The organism is Xanthobacter aminoxidans, from assembly GCF_023571765.1.
Taxonomy (GTDB): Bacteria; Pseudomonadota; Alphaproteobacteria; order Rhizobiales; family Xanthobacteraceae; genus Xanthobacter; species Xanthobacter aminoxidans.
On record NZ_JAMJXC010000008.1, the window covers coordinates 169,404 to 184,445 of the forward strand.

The window sequence follows — 15,042 nt, forward strand, 5'->3', positions numbered from 1 at the left end:
CAGGTGCAGCCGTGGGAGCGGCACCACAATGTATCTATTTTTATAGCTACATTGTGTCTTGAACGTTACCCTATATCAAGGCAATTTTGTACGGATTGCGGGATTGTACCCGCCGCATCTCGTCCACAAACAGAGGAAATGCCCCATGCCGCGCTTTGACGCCGTGTCGGAGGATGACTTCAAGCGCGGCATGCGCCGTCTGGCGGCCGCTGTGAACGTGGTCTCGACCCTTGAGCAGGGACGCCCGGCCGGGCTCATCGCCACCTCGGTGTGTTCGGTCAGCGCCGGGCCGCCCAGCATTCTGGTGTGCGTCAACCGCGGCACGCGCACCCACGGCCTCATCATCGAGGCGGGCGTGTTCTGCGTGAATGTGCTCGCTGCGGACCAGATGCCTTTCGCCCGCCAGTTCCTCTCGCGCGACCCGGCCGAACGGTTCTCCAGCTGTCGCTGGTCGACCCTGGCCACAGGCTCGCCCGCGCTCGACGAGGCGATGACCAATTTCGACTGCGAGGTGTCGTCCCAGTTCAGCTCCGGAACCCATGACATCCTGGTGGGCCAAGTGGTGGCGATGCGGCAGCGCGAGAGCACCAATCCCCTGCTCTATTTCGAGGGAGACTACAGGCACATCGCCCATGGCGAGACGGCCTGAGCGCAGTCACTCCTCAATGATCGCCACCGGCTGGCCTTCGTCCACGCCGTCGCCAGCGGCGACCAGGATGCGCGCGATCCGGCCGGCGCTGGGGGCGGTAACCGGAATCTCCATCTTCATCGATTCGACCACCAGAAGGGTGTCGCCGGCTGCCACCAGGCCGCCTTCCGCCACCGCCACCTCGAACACCACGCCGGTGACGCTCGACACCACGTCATGCTGCGCCATGAACATTATCCCCCTGCCTGTGTGGATTGTGCCTGCCCGATGAATATCGACGTGCAATGGTGACAATATGCTGCAAATGCATTTACATGGGAAGAAACAATCTACAACGTCCTCACAAGAGACGACGCGGCCGTGATGGACCGCCGAGCGATACGGGAGCGAAGCCGGGCCCTATGGACGAGGACACGCTGAAGGAACTCGAATCGCGTCGCACATCCGCTCGCGCCATGGGGGGCGCGGCCGCGCTTGCCAAGCTCAAGGCCGCGGGCAAACTCGACGCACGGGAGCGGATCGAGCGGCTGCTCGATCCCGGCTCATTCCGGGAAATCGGGCTTCTCGCCCGCAGCCAGCACGGCGCGCTCAAGGCACGCACGCCGGCCGACGGCCTCGTCGCAGGATGGGGCACCATCGACGGGCGGGAGGTCTATGTGGCCTCCGAGGATGCCTCGGTGATCGCCGGAACGCGCGGCCGCGTGGCTGAAGCGAAGAGCCAGCGTGTGCGCGACCTTGCCTTGCGCCATCGCCGTCCCTTCATCGCGCTGATGGAAGCGGGTGCCGGCCGATTTCAGGAGAATAACGGCGCCATCGCGGCCGGTCTCGGGGCCCGCTTCAAGGAGCATTTCATGCTCTCCGGCCGGGTTCCGCAGGTGGCGGCGGTCATGGGCGCATGCTTCGGCGGCCCCTCCTTCACCGCGCTTCAATCCGACTTTGTCACCATCGTCGCCGGCTCCGGATATATGGGCATGTCCGGGCCGCCCGTTGTGAAGGTGGGTATCGGCAAGGTGGTCTCCGCCGAGGACATCGGCGGGGCCGAGAAGAGCGCCGCAATCACCGGCCAGGCGGATATGCTGACCCGGAGTGATGTGGAGGCGCTTGCGGCGATCCGCGCGTTTCTCTCCTTCCTACCCTCAAATTGCGATGAACTTCCGCCGACCGTGGCGCCGCGCCCGGCCGCCTGCGACACCCCGGAGGGCGCGCTGCGGCTCACGCAGATCGTCTCCGACAACCATCGCCGCGCCTACGACATGGAGGAGCTGATCCGGCTGATCGTCGACGGCGGCGAGCTGTTCCATTACCGGCAGACCTACGGGCCGAGCCTCATCACCGCCTTTGCCCGCATGGATGGCCAGTCGGTGGGCATTCTCGCGAATAACCCCATGAAGATGGCCGGGGCGATCGACGAGAAGGGCATCCAGAAGGCGCGAAAGTTCGTCGATACCTGCAACGCCTTTCATATCCCCCTGGTGTTCCTTGTGGATTGCCCCGGCTTCATGGTGGGTCCGGAGATCGAGAACCAGCGGATGGTCTCGCTCGCCTCGCGCTTCCTGAACAGCGTCATCGGCGCGAGCGTGCCGAAGGCGACCATCGTCCTGCGCAAGGCGGTGGGCCTCGCCTATCTCGCCATGGGTGGGCGCGTGATGGCGCCGGACGCCATCGTCGCCTGGCCGACCGCGCAGTTCGACGTGATGGGCCCCGCAGCCGGGGTCGAACTCACCTACGGCAAGGAGATCGCCAAGGCAGCAGATCCGGCCGCCCGGCGCCGCGAGTTGCTGGCGAGCGCGGAGGCGCAGGCCTCCGCCTATCTCGCCGCCGAGATGGCCCTGATCGACGACGTCATCGCGCCGACCGAGACCCGCGCCGTGATCCTTGACGTGCTCGCCCGCACCCGCCCGGGGCGCGAGCCCTCATTCAAGCACCGCATCGATCCATGAAAGCGCACGCGATGAGGCCGCAAACCCCGAGGCAGCCGCTGCCTGAGTCCTGGGACATTGAAACCGATGTGCTGGTCGTGGGCTTTGGCGCGGCCGGCGCCGTCGCCGCCATCGAGGCGTCTGATTGCGGGGCCCGCACGCTGCTGATCGAGAAGATGGACTTCCCCGGCGGGCTGTCCGTGGTGTCAGCCGGCGGGATCCGCGTGAGCGGCGATCGCGCGGCGGCGCTCTCCTATCTCGAAGCCACCTGCGGCGAGCGGACGCCGCAGATCCTGCTGGAGGCGCTGGCCGACGGCATGGTGGAAGTGGAAGGCTATATGCGCGGCCTCGCCCGTCTCAGCGACGCCAAGGTTCGCGTTACGTCGGCGCTCGGCAACTATCCCCTGCCGGGATACGAGGCGCTCGGCTATTGCGAAGTCGAATCGGTGCCGGCACTGGAGGACGGCACCTGCTTTCCCCAGGCGGGGCCGGTGAAGAACGGCACGCGCCTCTTCAAGGTACTTGCCGACAATGTCGCGGCACGCGCGGTCAAAGTTCTTATGTCGACCCCGGCGCGTCGGCTCCTGACGGACGCCGACGGTGCGGTGATTGGCCTTCTGGCCGAGCACGACGGCCGTCCGCTGGCAATCCGGGCGCATGGCGGTGTGGTCCTCGCCTGCGGTGGGTTCGAGGCCGATGCGGAGATGCAGCGTCAGTACTTCCAGAAGGGGGCCGTGCTGACGGGATCCTTCCGCGGCAACACCGGTGACGGCATCCGCATGGCCCAGGCTGTGGGCGCCGACCTCTGGCACATGTGGCACTATCACGGCCCTTACGGCCTCGTGCATCCCGACCCGGACTACCCGTTCGGCCTCTATCTCAAGGCGGTGCCCATGTGGACGCCGGCCCCCAGCGGGACGCAGACACTGGGCGCCGCGACCCTCGGCACCGATCCCGCGCCGGGAAGAGCCTCCGAGAAGGTCCTGCCACGCCTCGCCTGGATCCTCGTCGATCAGGCCGGCCGGCGTTTCATGGACGAGTATCCGCCCTATCCCGGCGATACCGGCGTGCGCCCGTTCGATGCCTTCGACCCGAAGCGCCAGGGGTTCCCGCGCGATCCGGCGTTCCTCGTGTTCGACGATGCCGGCCGGCGCATGTATCCGCTGGGGCGCTCGGTTCACAACGACCCGCAGCCGAACCTCGGTTGGAGCGCAGACAATGCGCGCGAGATCGAGGCTGGCATCTTCCACCGCGCCGATACCCTTGAAGAGCTTGCGGCGCTGATGGACGTGCCCGGGCCTGAGCTGCGTGCCACGGTCGAGGCCTGGAACGCCGCCGTCGCGGCGAGCCGCGACGCGGCCTTCGGCCGGCTGCCGGAGACCATGGCGCCGATCAGCGAGCCCCCCTTCTATTTCGGGCGGGTTCGCCCTGTCGTCATCAACACACAGGGTGGTCCGCGCCACGATGTGCACCAGCGCGTGCTGGACCCCTTCGGCATGCCGATCCCCGGCCTCTATGCGGCAGGCGAGCTCGGCAGCCTGTTCGGCCACATCTATATGAGCGGCGGCAACCTCGCCGAATGCGTCATCGGCGGTCGCACCGCCGGCCGGCAGGCGGCCGAGGCGAGATTTCCCGCCTGACCTCGTCCAGCGGAAATCAAGCAAGGCCCCGCCGCGTTCGATCGACGGTGTTACCCCATCTCGCATGCGGTCCGCCGGCGCGGCGACTCTTGTGCCGCAGCAAGAAAAATACGCTACGGACGGCACCGCGATGCAGCATGTCCACCACGTGGACAGCCGCGACAATTCGCTGTCGGAAGGCCCTCGCTCATCCTACCCCTCAGGCAAGAATAATATCCGGGAGGATGACATGACTGACGGCGCCCCTGCCCCACCGCGTGCCGAGCAATCCTTTGCGCTTTCCATCTCGGAACGGCCCAGGACAATCAGCCTTCATCAGTAAATCAAGACGCTGGCATCTTGGCGTCGCAGGGACTTTGTTCGCTTGCGCGCGAGTCGCGGGCGGCCCCGGCACGCCTGTATCTGCTTTCAAGAACACAGCCAAAAAACAGAGAGGCCCCGAGGATCCATGACACACGCCACTTATCCCCTTTCAGGACAAGCCGCGCCGAGTCTCAACAAGGGACAGTGGCGGATCATCTTTCTCGCGAGCCTCGGCGGGTCGCTCGAATTCTACGATTTCATCATCTACGGCATCTTCGTCCAGTATATTTCCGCCCAGTTCTTCCCGACAGATGATCCCTACGTCTCGCTGATCCTCTCCTTCTCGGTCCTGGCCCTCGGCTTCCTGGCCCGGCCGTTCGGTGGGGCAGTGCTGGGCATTCTGGGCGACCGCTATGGCCGCCGGCCGGTCTTCATCGGCTCGCTGGGCCTCACCACGCTCGCCACCATCGCCATCGGCCTGCTGCCGAACTACCAGTCCTGGGGCATTGCGGCGCCGCTGCTGCTGGTGGCCTTCCGCCTCGTGCAGGGCATCTGCCTCGGCGGCGAACTGCCGGGCGCGGTGACCTATGCGGTGGAGGCGGCCCCCGCCCGCGCGGGCCTTGCCTGCGGCTTCATCATCTTCTGCGTCAATGTGGGCGTGCTCATCGCGACCCTGGTCAATCTCGGCATCCAGTACGCGCTGCCGCCGCAGGATGTGGCGGACTACGGCTGGCGCATCGCCTTCCTCCTCGGCGGTGTCATCGGTCTCATCAGCTTCGCGCTGCGCCGCAAGCTCGAAGAGTCGCCGGAGTTCGTGAACCTCCACGGCAAGGCCACACGGCATCCCCTGCGCGAACTGATGCGCCATCACGGCCGCTCGGTGCTGGTGGCGGCTGGCGTCGCCGCCATCATCGCCGGGTTCAACGGCATGCTCTACGGCTTCGTGCCCGCATTCCTGGTGAAGACGCTGCATTATCCCGCCCCCGACGTGGCGCTGGCCATGACGGTGGCGCTGGTGGTCAGCTCCATCGGCCTCATCCTCGCCGGCTGGGCCGGGGACTTCGTGCCCGGACGCCTCATCCTGCGGGCCGGATCGCTGGGCATGGTGGTCGTGGTGGTCCCGCTGTTCGCGCTGATGGCGAACCACGGCGCCAGCATCGTCCTGGTGCTGAGCCTGCTGTCGCTGGTGTTCTCGCTGGCGAGCGGCATCTGGCCCAGCATCCTCGCCGGCTTGTTCCCGACGCAGGTGCGCTTCACCGGCATCGCCTTGTCCTACAATGTGAGCGTCACGCTGCTGTCCGGCTTCGCGCCGCTGGCCGCCACCGCGCTTATCGCACAGACCGGGATGAATGCGGCCCCCGCGCTCTACATCGCGGCGTCCGCGGCGCTGACCTTCTGGTGCAGCTTTCTCATTCCCGCCCGTTCGGCCTCGGCGCTGCCGCCGGCCTGAGGCCGGCCCCCGCCGCCACCACGACCCACCCCACCCGGAGGACCACCGTCATGGGCGTCATCGCGCTCGGTTATCTCGGCATCCGCTCGGACAGGATGGACGACTGGAACACCTTCGCCTCGGGCCTCCTTGCCATGCAGGCGATGGATGCGACGCGCGCCCAGACGACCTTCCGCATGGACGACCAGCGCCAGCGCCTGTTCGTGGTGAACGAGCCGGGCGCGGTGATCGCCGCCATCGGCTGGGAGGTGGAGGAGAAGGCGGACCTCGACCTTTTCGCAGCGCGCCTCGAGGCCGCCGGCGTCGCGGTGGCGCGGGGCACGCGGTCGCTCGCCGACCGGCGCTTCGTCGAGGACCTCATCACCTTCGCCGATCCCGACGGCAACAGTGTCGAGCTGTTCTTCAACCCCATGCGGGCGAGCGACCCGTTCGTGCCCGGCCGCCCCATCTCGGGTTTTCGCACCGGCCCGTTCGGTATGGGCCACGCCGTGCTGCACGCGGTGCGGATCGACGCGCTCCTGCCCTTCTATCGAGACCTGCTGGACTTCCACATCAGCGACTACGGGCTCACCCCCTATCCGCTCTATTTCTTCCACGTGAACGGGCGCCACCACAGCCTCGCCATGGTGGGCTCGGGGCAGACCGGCTTTCACCACTTCATGATCGAGTTCAACAATCTCGACGACGTGGGCCAGGGCTACGACCTCGCCGAACTGGACGAGGGGCGCCTCGCCTACACGCTGGGGCGCCACACCAACGATTTCATGACCTCCTTCTACGCCCACTCGCCCTCCGGCTTCTTCGTGGAGAACGGCTGGGGCGGGCGGGTGATCGATCCGGCCACATGGGAGCCGCACGAGACCTTCGCCGGGCCGAGCTTCTGGGGGCACGAGCGCCTCTATCTGCCCGAGGAGCCGCGCGCCCGCCTGCGCAACATGCGCCTCGCGGCAGCCGCGAAAGGCCTCAGGTCGCCGGACGTGGTGGATTGCCCCTGGCTCTACAGCCGGCTGGCGGGCTGACCGCCGCCCTCCCGTTCCAAGCCCCCGCGGGACCGCGCTGCCGCCCGCCCGCAGACCCTCTTCATCGCGCCGATGTCCGCCAGGCGGACGCCGGGACCGGCATCATTGCCGGCTGAGACCCGCTCTGGGATCAGTCCGGCCCAAACACGGGGAAAACCATGCCCGAGGCAAACGGCAGCACGCCGGATCCTTTCGACGTCGTCATCATCGGCCTCGGCCCCGTTGGCGCGACCCTCGCCAACCTGCTGGGCCTTCAGGGCGTCTCCACCCTCGTGCTGGAACGCGAGACAGAGGCCTATCACCTGCCGCGCGCGGTACACTTCGATGACGAGGTGATGCGCGTGTTCCAGACCATCGGCCTCGCGGACGAGATCGTCCCGTCTCTGCGGGTCAATCCGGGCATGCGCTTCGTCGACGTGAACGGCGCGCTGCTGATGGACTGGCCACGCCCACCGGAGGTGAGCGAATTCGGCTGGCACGCCAGCTACCGCTTCCACCAGCCGGACTTGGAGCGGACCCTGCGTGATGGCCTCAGGCGCTTCGCCAGCGTACGGGTGCGCACGCGCTGCGACGCCTTCGCCTTCGTTGAGGACGACGAGGGGGTGACGGTCCGTTATGAAGACCTCTCCACCGGCCGCCTGCAGCAGGCCCGCGCCCGCTATGTGGTGGGCTGCGACGGTGCCCGCTCGCTGGTGCGCCGCTTCATCGGCTCCTCCATGGACGACCTCGGCTTCCACGAACGCTGGCTGGTGGTGGACGCGGTTCTCCGGCGGCCGAAGCCCGAGCTGGGCGATCACACCATCCAGTATTGCGACCCCGCGCGCCCCGCCACCTATGTGCGCGGCCCCGGCGACCGCCGCCGCTGGGAGATCACCGTCCTGCCCGAGGAGGACGGCCGCGCCGTGGTGCATCCCGAGACCGTCTGGTCGCTGCTGGCGCCGTGGCTCCGGCCCGATGAGGCAGAGCTGGAGCGCGCGGCGGTCTACACCTTCCATTCGGCGGTGGCGCAGCGCTGGCGCGCCGGCCGGCTGCTGCTGGCGGGCGACGCCGCGCACCAGACCCCGCCCTTCATGGGCCAGGGCATGTGCTCCGGCATCCGCGACGTGGCGAACCTCGCCTGGAAGCTCGAGGCGGTGGTGAAGGGGCGGGCCGAGGACGGCCTGCTCGACACCTACCAGAGCGAGCGGGCGCCCGACGCCCATGCCTATATCGAGACGGCGGTGCGACTCGGCGGCCTCATCAACACCTGCGGCACCGAGGCGACCCTGAACGCCGCCTTCCGCGACGCCGACGGCGTGGTGCGCCTGCGCAGCCGCGTGCCCCAGCTGGGACCGGGCGTCGCCATCGGCCGCGTGGACATCGCCGGCAGCCGCTTCGCCCAGCCCCGCCTCGCCGACGGGCGCCGGCTGGACGACGCCGTGGGCTTCGGCTTCGCCCTGCTGTGCCGCGATGCGCTTTGGCGCAGCGCCTCCGAGCGGGTGCGCCAGCGCTTCGAGGCGGCCGGCATCGCCGTCGTCACCGTGGCCGACTGCCCCGACCTCGGCCCGCTGCTGGACGCGGCCGGCGCGGCGGCGGTGCTCGTCCGCCCGGATCGCTACGTGGCCGGAAGCGCGGTCGACGAGACGGACCTTGCCGCCATGGCCGATGCGCTGGCCCCTGCCGCCCCCGCACAGGCCTCCGCCGCCTGATCTCGCTCACACCCCGAAACGTTCAAGGAAAAGGTTTGCCCCCATGAAGTTCGCGTCCTTCACCCACGCCGGCAAGGCCGGCTACGGCCTCGTGACCGATGGCGGTATCGTCGATCTCGCCCGCCGCTTCCCCGAGGCGCCGACGCTGCGCGCCTTCATCGCCGGCGGTCTCGACCGCGCAGCCGCTTATGCCGGCGCGCCGGCGGATTTCGCCCTCGCCGACGTGACGCTGGCGCCGGTCATTCCCGACCCGGACAAGATCGTCTGCGTCGGCCTCAACTATCACGACCATGTGGTGGAGACGGGCCGCACGGTGACCCCCAATCCCATGCTGTTCGCGCGCTATGCGGGCAGCCAGGTGGGAGACGGCGAAGCGCTGGTGAAGCCGCTGGAATCCGACGAGTTCGACTATGAGGGCGAGCTTGCCGTCATCATCGGCAAAGGCGGGCGACGCATCTCGGAGGCCGACGCGCTGTCCCATGTGGCGGGCTATGCCTGCTACAACGATGCCAGCGTGCGCGACTGGCAGCGCCACACCTCGCAGTTCATGCCCGGCAAGACCTTTGCCGCCACCGGCGGCTTCGGCCCGTGGATGGTGAGCGCCGACGAGATCGGCGATCCGACCCGCCTCACCCTAGCCACCCGTCTCAACGGCACTGAGGTGCAGCGCACCACCGTGGACCTGATGATCACGCCCATCCCCACCTTGATCGCCTACGCCTCCACCATCCTGCCCCTGCTGCCCGGCGACGTGATCGTCTCCGGCACGCCCGGCGGGGTCGGTGCGCGGCGCACCCCCAAGCTGTTCATGAAGGACGGCGACGTGGTGGAGGTGGAAGTGAGCGGCATCGGCGTGCTGCGCAACCCCGTCGTCGCCGAGAAGGCCTGAGACCACACCCGGCCGGCCCGGTGCCCACCGGGCCGGCACAGGCTGGGCAGCGCCCGTCCATCGCGTGTAGTCTGGCGGGAAGACCGGTTCGTCCGGCCAAGGGGGAGCGCCGAGGATGGGGCCGGACCATGGGACAACGACCGGCTGATGATGGCGCGGGGACGCAGGACCGCACCGACAGCGTGCGCGCGCTGCGCCGCGGACTCGCCGTGCTGCGCCACATCAATGCGGTGGGCAGCACCAGTGCCGCCGCCATCGCCCGTGCCCTCGACATCCCGCGCCCCACCGTCTACCGCCTGCTGCAGACGCTGGAGGAGGAGGGCTATGTGGCCTTCTCGGCCTCCTCGTCGCAGGTGCGTGTCACGCGCCTCTCCGCCAGCCTCGGCGACGGCTATGCATCGCATTCCCGCGTGTGCCAGGCGGCCGGGCCGGTGTTCGGCGAGCACGGGCCGCGCCTCGTCTGGCCTCTCGACCTGACGGTGTACGAGAACGCCGCCATGGTGATCCACGAGACCACCCACACGCGCAGCCCGCTTTCCATCGACAGGGGCATGATCGGCTATCGCCTGCCCATGCTGCGCACCTCCGCGGGCCGCGCCTATCTCGCCTTCTGCCGGGACGAGGAGCGGGCGATGATCCTCGACCATCTGCGTCGCATCCCCGACCCGGAGGATCGCCCCTTCCTTGAGGAGGCATGGCTGAAGCGCATGATCGAGGAGACGCGCCGCCGCGCCATCGGAGTGCGCGATGGGGGCGAGTTCCGGCCGAAGACCTCCAGCATCGCCGCACCCGTTATGGTGGATGATCGGGTGGAGGCGGTGGTCTCGATGATCTGGATTCGCGCCGCTCTGTCACTGGACGAGGCGATTTCTGCGCATTCGGACGCATTGCTGGGCATAGCGCGCGCCATCGCGCGAACGATCTCCGCGCAGCCGGATGGGGCAGCTCCCTAGATAGCCCCCAGAACGGAAGGAGCCCGGTCGCGCGACGCCATCGCGTGGCCGGGTGTTCTCCTCGGAGGGAGATCTGCCAGACCCGCGTTCTGACCACGGTTGTGAACCGGCGTGGAACAAGGCCCCTGTTTGAGGGGGGTATCGGCGTCCAAACGAGGCCCCTCTGACGGAGGGGTCCACAGATCGGCCACCGAACGCGGTCCCCTCTCGGGGAACAACCTTGCGAAGTGCCCCGCTTCAGGGGCCGCGCAAACCTTATGCCACCACCTTGGCATAGGTCTCGATTTCCACCTTCTGCCAGGGCCTCAGCATCGAGGTGACCTGCACCAGGGTGCTGGCGGGACGGATGGCGTCGAAGCGCTCCAGATGGCCGCGGGCGACCCCGTCCGCGTCTGCCATGTCGCGCACATAGACCACCGTGCGCACCACGTCCGACATGCGGCCGCCCGCCTCGGCAATCGCCTTCTCGACAATGGCGAGGATGGCCCGGGTCTGGGTCTCCGCGTCGCTGTCCTCATGCCCCACGGGTGCGCAGGTGCCGGACACATGGATGTCGTCCCCCACCCGCACCGCGCGGGAGTAGCCGAACACGCTTTCATAGGCACCGCCCGATGAAATATTGCGGCGGGCGCTGGTCACACTTTGGCTCATCTTTGCTCCACTAGAAGTTATAGGTATCGCGCAGCCGGTACCAGGTCTCGAAGACCGGCACGGCCCGCTTCGCCACGGGATGGACGGGAAAGGCGGGGAAGGCGAGGTCGTCGAAGGCGGTCTGTCCCTCCGGCGCCTCCAGAAGCTGCAGGGCCACCTTGTGGCCGAAATAGGTGGCGCGGGAAACGCCGGTGCCGCAATAGCCGAGGGCATAATGCACCCCTGCCCGCGTGCGGCCGAGATGGGGCACCTCGTCATAGGTATAGCCGATGAGACCGTCCCACCCATGGGTCACGGGCACCTCGGACAGCGTCGGGAAAGTCTGGAGCAGATCGCGTGCGAGATGGGCATAGGCGGCCGGCGCGCGGGCGGAGGCCAGCCGGCCGACCCGTCCGCCCCAGACGATCCGCCGCGCGCCCGGCGCCGCGCGGAAATAGGAAAAGACGCGGTTCGTGTTGCCATAGACGCGGCCCCTCGGCATCAGCGCGTCGAACAGAGCGGACGGAATATCTCCCGTGGCGATGAGCCCTGAGCCCACCGGCACGATACGCCGCCTCAGCTCCGGCAGCATGCCGTCCGTATAGCCGTTGGTGGCCACGATCACCGCCCGGCAGCGCACCTGTCCGCGCACAGTGGCGAGGCTGAAACCGCCGGGCTCCGCGCGGATGCCCGTCACCCCCGCCCCGCCGATGACGGACCCGCCGGCGGCGGTGATCCGCGCCATCAGGCCCGCATGATACCGGCCGGGATGCAGGCTCGCGTCGCCCGGCAGAACCGAGCCGCCATGGAACAGGTCCGAGCCGATTTCCTGGTGCTGCTCGGCGCGCGGCACCATGTAGCTTTCCACGCCCGCGAACGCGCGAAGGTCCTCCATATCGCGGGCCATCGCCTCGTAATGGGCGGGGCGAATGGCGCCCCGGAAGCGGCCGCAGCGGACGAAGTCGCAGGCGATCGCCTCGCGCTCCACCAGCTCCGCGATGTAGTCGAGCATGGCCACGCCCTCACGCAGCATCGCCCGCGCCTTCTCCTCGCCGCGCAGGGCGATAAGATGCCTGACGCGGAACTTCTGATTGCCGCTGCCGATCTGCCCGCCATTGCGCGTGGACGCGCCAAAACCCGGCACCTCCCGCTCCAGCACCAGCGGCACACGGCCATTGCGCACCAGCGTCAGAGCGGCGGACAGGCCCGTGAAGCCGGAGCCGATGATGACCACGTCGGCCACCTCTGGCAGCGTCACCGCGTCGAGGTTCGGCCGCGGTGCGGCCTCCCACCAATAGGGCGCGAAGGAGAGGCTCGCTCCCTCCGGCACATGGCCGCGTGACAGCTCCAGAAGCGTGGGATGCCGCCCCGTCCCGCTCATGCCAATGGCTCCCCTTCCTTGGACCGCACCCGAAGCGCTCCGGCCGATACTTCATACAAATATGTTGCATCATATGCAAGTTCATTGTAGCCAGATTGAGCGCGGCATCGGCCGGTGCCAGCGCGCCACGGCCCGCAGGCGGGCCGCAAAAGCATATATCCCGCATAAACTTACGACCTTCCAAGCAGGGAATGACGGCTCATGACCGAGCAATGGAGCTTTATGCCCGATGCCCTCGCCACGCCGGCGGGGCTGGACCTGGAGGCCGCACGCGCCTTCCTCAAGGCGCACAAGGTGCGCTACGTGCTGGCCCAGTTCGTGGACATCTACGGAACCGCCAAGAGCAAGGCGGTGCCGGTGGATCACCTGGACGAACTGGTGGCCGAGGGCGTCGGCTTTGCCGGGGGCGGCGTCAACGGCCTGCGCCTCGCTCCGCACGAGGCCGAGTACATCGTGCGCGGCGACCTCGACACGCTGAAGCTCCTGCCCTGGGCGCCCGGCTATGCGCGCATGATGGGCACTGGCATCGTGGGCGGGCGCGAGCATCCCATCGACACCCGCAACATGCTGAAAGCGCAGGTGGCGCGGCTCGCGGAGCGGGGCTGGACCCTCAATACCGGCATCGAGCCGGAATTCTCGCTGCTGGAGCGCACCGCCGACGGTTCCGTGCGGCCGTTCGACGGTACGGATACCTTGCGCAAGCCCGCCTATGACTATCGCGGCCTGTCCCGCGTGCGGGTGTTCCTGGAGCGGGTGACGGAAAGTCTCAAGGCGCTGGGCATCGACGTCTACCAGATCGACCATGAGGACGCGAACGGCCAGTACGAGATCAATTTCCGCTACGCCGACGCGCTGACCTCGGCCGACACCGTGACCCTTTTCAAGATGGCAGCGGCGGAAGTGGCGCACGAACTGGGCGCGATCTGTTCCTTCATGCCGAAGCCGAAAAGCTCGTTCACCGGCAATGGCATGCACATCCACTGCTCGCTGGCGGACGCCTCCGGCCGGAACGTCTTCCACGATGCCAACGATGCCAACGGGCTGGGGCTGTCCCCCCTCGCCTACGCCTTCACCGCCGGCATTCTGCGCCACGCCAAGGCGCTGACGGCGCTTCTGGCCCCCTCGGTGAATTCCTACAAGCGCCTGGTGGTGGGGCGCACCGCCTCCGGCACGACCTGGGCGCCGGTCTTCATCGCCTATGGCGACAACAACCGCACCGCCATGGTGCGCGTGCCCTATGGGCGGATCGAGATCCGGGTGGGGGATTCCGGCATGAACCCCTATCTGGCACAGGCGGCCCTCATTGCCGCCGGGCTCGACGGGGTGGACCGCGCGCTCGATCCCGGCGCGCCGCACAACGTGAATTTCTACGCCCTCACCCCGGCCGAAGTGCGCGCCCGCGGCATCGAGACCTTGCCGCGCACCCTGTGCGAGGCCGTGGAGGAGCTGGAGGCGAGCGACCTCTTCCGCACAGCACTCGGCGCCGACTTCATCGACGAGTTCGTGACGCTGAAGCGCGAGGAATGGGGCGAATACCACCGCCACGTCTCCGACTGGGAGACCCAGCAATACCTCACCTTCTTCTGATCTTTCTTTCGACATCTCCAGCAACAGGAACCTTTCCATGTGTGGAATAGCTGGTCTGTTCATCAAGGACCCGACGCTCGAACCTGACCTTGGGCGCCTCCTGGCGCGCATGACCTCCACCCTGCGCGGGCGCGGCCCGGATTCCGCGGGCTTCGCCATCTATGCCGACGCCACGCCCGGCCTCGTGAAGCTCACTTTCGCCGCCCCCGAGGGCACGGACGCGGAGGCCCTCGCCACCCGCCTCCTGGCGGCGCTGGGCGTGGGCGGCATCGCCGCCGTGCGCCATACCCACGCCGTGGTGACGCTGCCCGCCGAGGACGTCGCCCGCGCGGAGGCCTGGCTTTCGGAGAATGCGCCGGAGGCCAGCGTCATGAGCACCGGCAACCGGCTGGAAATCTACAAGGACGTGGGCGATCCCGACGATGTGGCGGCCGCCTTCGCCATCTCCCGGATGGCTGGCAGCCATGGCATTTCCCACACCCGAATGGCCACCGAATCGGCGGTGACCACCAACGGCGCCCATCCCTTCTCCACCGGCGCAGACCAATGTCTGGTCCACAACGGCTCGCTCTCCAACCACGCCTCGCTGCGCCGGGCGCTGCGCCAGGATGGCATCCGCATCCGCACCGAAAACGACAGCGAGGTGGCCGCCGGCTATCTCACTCGCAAGATGCGCGACGGGGAGAGCCTGGACGAGGCGCTGACCTCCAGCCTGAAGGATCTGGATGGCTTCTTCACCTTCGTGGTGGGCACGGAGAACGGCTTCTCGGTGCTGCGCGATCCCATCGCCTGCAAGCCGGCGGTGATGGCCGAGACCGACCGCTACGTCGCCTTCGCCTCCGAGTTCAAGAGCCTCACGGTCCTGCCGGACATCGCGAGCGCCAAGGTGTGGGAGCCCAAGCCCGCGACCGTCTATTTCTGGGAGCATTCCTGA

The 15,042-nt window shown here is 68.0% G+C and carries 13 protein-coding genes; 10 read left to right on the top strand and 3 right to left on the bottom strand.

What is annotated here, in order from left to right; translation table 11 throughout:
- Positions 1–145: 145 nt before the first annotated feature.
- Positions 146–649, top strand: a complete 504-nt coding sequence (locus EJ105_RS14365) for a flavin reductase (RefSeq protein WP_250166860.1) — start codon at positions 146–148, stop codon at positions 647–649.
- 6 nt (positions 650–655) lie between these two features.
- On the opposite strand, the gene EJ105_RS14370 is transcribed toward EJ105_RS14365, so the two are convergent.
- Entirely contained in the window at positions 656–877 is a 222-nt protein-coding gene (locus EJ105_RS14370) for an acyl-CoA carboxylase biotin carboxyl carrier protein subunit (protein WP_250166861.1), read from the bottom strand.
- Between the two features lie 173 nt (positions 878–1,050).
- Between EJ105_RS14370 and EJ105_RS14375 the strand changes: the two genes are divergently transcribed.
- The 7 genes from EJ105_RS14375 (at position 1,051) to EJ105_RS14405 (ending at position 10,510) form a co-directional block, all read left to right on the top strand.
- Positions 1,051–2,589, top strand: coding sequence for an acyl-CoA carboxylase subunit beta (locus EJ105_RS14375; RefSeq protein WP_250166862.1), 1,539 nt, complete (start codon positions 1,051–1,053; stop codon positions 2,587–2,589).
- Between the two features lie 11 nt (positions 2,590–2,600).
- A complete protein-coding gene (locus EJ105_RS14380) occupies positions 2,601–4,208 on the top strand; it encodes an FAD-dependent oxidoreductase (RefSeq protein WP_250166863.1) in 1,608 nt (535 codons plus the stop codon).
- A gap of 448 nt (positions 4,209–4,656) precedes the next feature.
- On the top strand, positions 4,657–5,961 hold the full coding sequence (locus tag EJ105_RS14385) for an MFS transporter (RefSeq protein ID WP_250166864.1): 1,305 nt from the start codon (positions 4,657–4,659) through the stop codon (positions 5,959–5,961).
- A 50-nt stretch (positions 5,962–6,011) separates the two neighbouring features.
- Positions 6,012–6,980 (top strand): VOC family protein, encoded by a 969-nt coding sequence (locus EJ105_RS14390; RefSeq protein ID WP_250166920.1) that lies wholly within the window; start codon positions 6,012–6,014, stop codon positions 6,978–6,980.
- Positions 6,981–7,138: 158 nt separating this feature from the next.
- Entirely contained in the window at positions 7,139–8,668 is a 1,530-nt protein-coding gene (gene mhpA / locus EJ105_RS14395) for a bifunctional 3-(3-hydroxy-phenyl)propionate/3-hydroxycinnamic acid hydroxylase MhpA (RefSeq protein ID WP_250166865.1), read from the top strand.
- A 43-nt stretch (positions 8,669–8,711) separates the two neighbouring features.
- On the top strand, positions 8,712–9,557 hold the full coding sequence (locus EJ105_RS14400) for a fumarylacetoacetate hydrolase family protein (RefSeq protein ID WP_250166866.1): 846 nt from the start codon (positions 8,712–8,714) through the stop codon (positions 9,555–9,557).
- A 128-nt stretch (positions 9,558–9,685) separates the two neighbouring features.
- Entirely contained in the window at positions 9,686–10,510 is an 825-nt protein-coding gene (locus tag EJ105_RS14405; protein ID WP_250166867.1) for a DNA-binding transcriptional regulator, read from the top strand.
- Between the two features lie 255 nt (positions 10,511–10,765).
- Here EJ105_RS14405 and EJ105_RS14410 read toward each other — a convergent pair whose 3' ends face one another.
- Both EJ105_RS14410 and EJ105_RS14415 read right to left on the bottom strand, forming a co-directional pair.
- Entirely contained in the window at positions 10,766–11,161 is a 396-nt protein-coding gene (locus EJ105_RS14410; RefSeq protein ID WP_250166868.1) for a Rid family hydrolase, read from the bottom strand.
- Between the two features lie 10 nt (positions 11,162–11,171).
- A complete protein-coding gene (locus tag EJ105_RS14415; protein WP_250166869.1) occupies positions 11,172–12,521 on the bottom strand; it encodes an NAD(P)/FAD-dependent oxidoreductase in 1,350 nt (449 codons plus the stop codon).
- A 201-nt stretch (positions 12,522–12,722) separates the two neighbouring features.
- Here EJ105_RS14415 and glnT point away from each other — a divergent pair, with 201 nt between their 5' ends.
- Together glnT and EJ105_RS14425 are read left to right on the top strand one after the other, a co-directional pair.
- Positions 12,723–14,108 (top strand): type III glutamate--ammonia ligase, encoded by a 1,386-nt coding sequence (gene glnT / locus EJ105_RS14420; RefSeq protein WP_250166870.1) that lies wholly within the window; start codon positions 12,723–12,725, stop codon positions 14,106–14,108.
- Positions 14,109–14,145: 37 nt separating this feature from the next.
- A complete protein-coding gene (locus EJ105_RS14425; protein WP_250166871.1) occupies positions 14,146–15,042 on the top strand; it encodes a class II glutamine amidotransferase in 897 nt (298 codons plus the stop codon).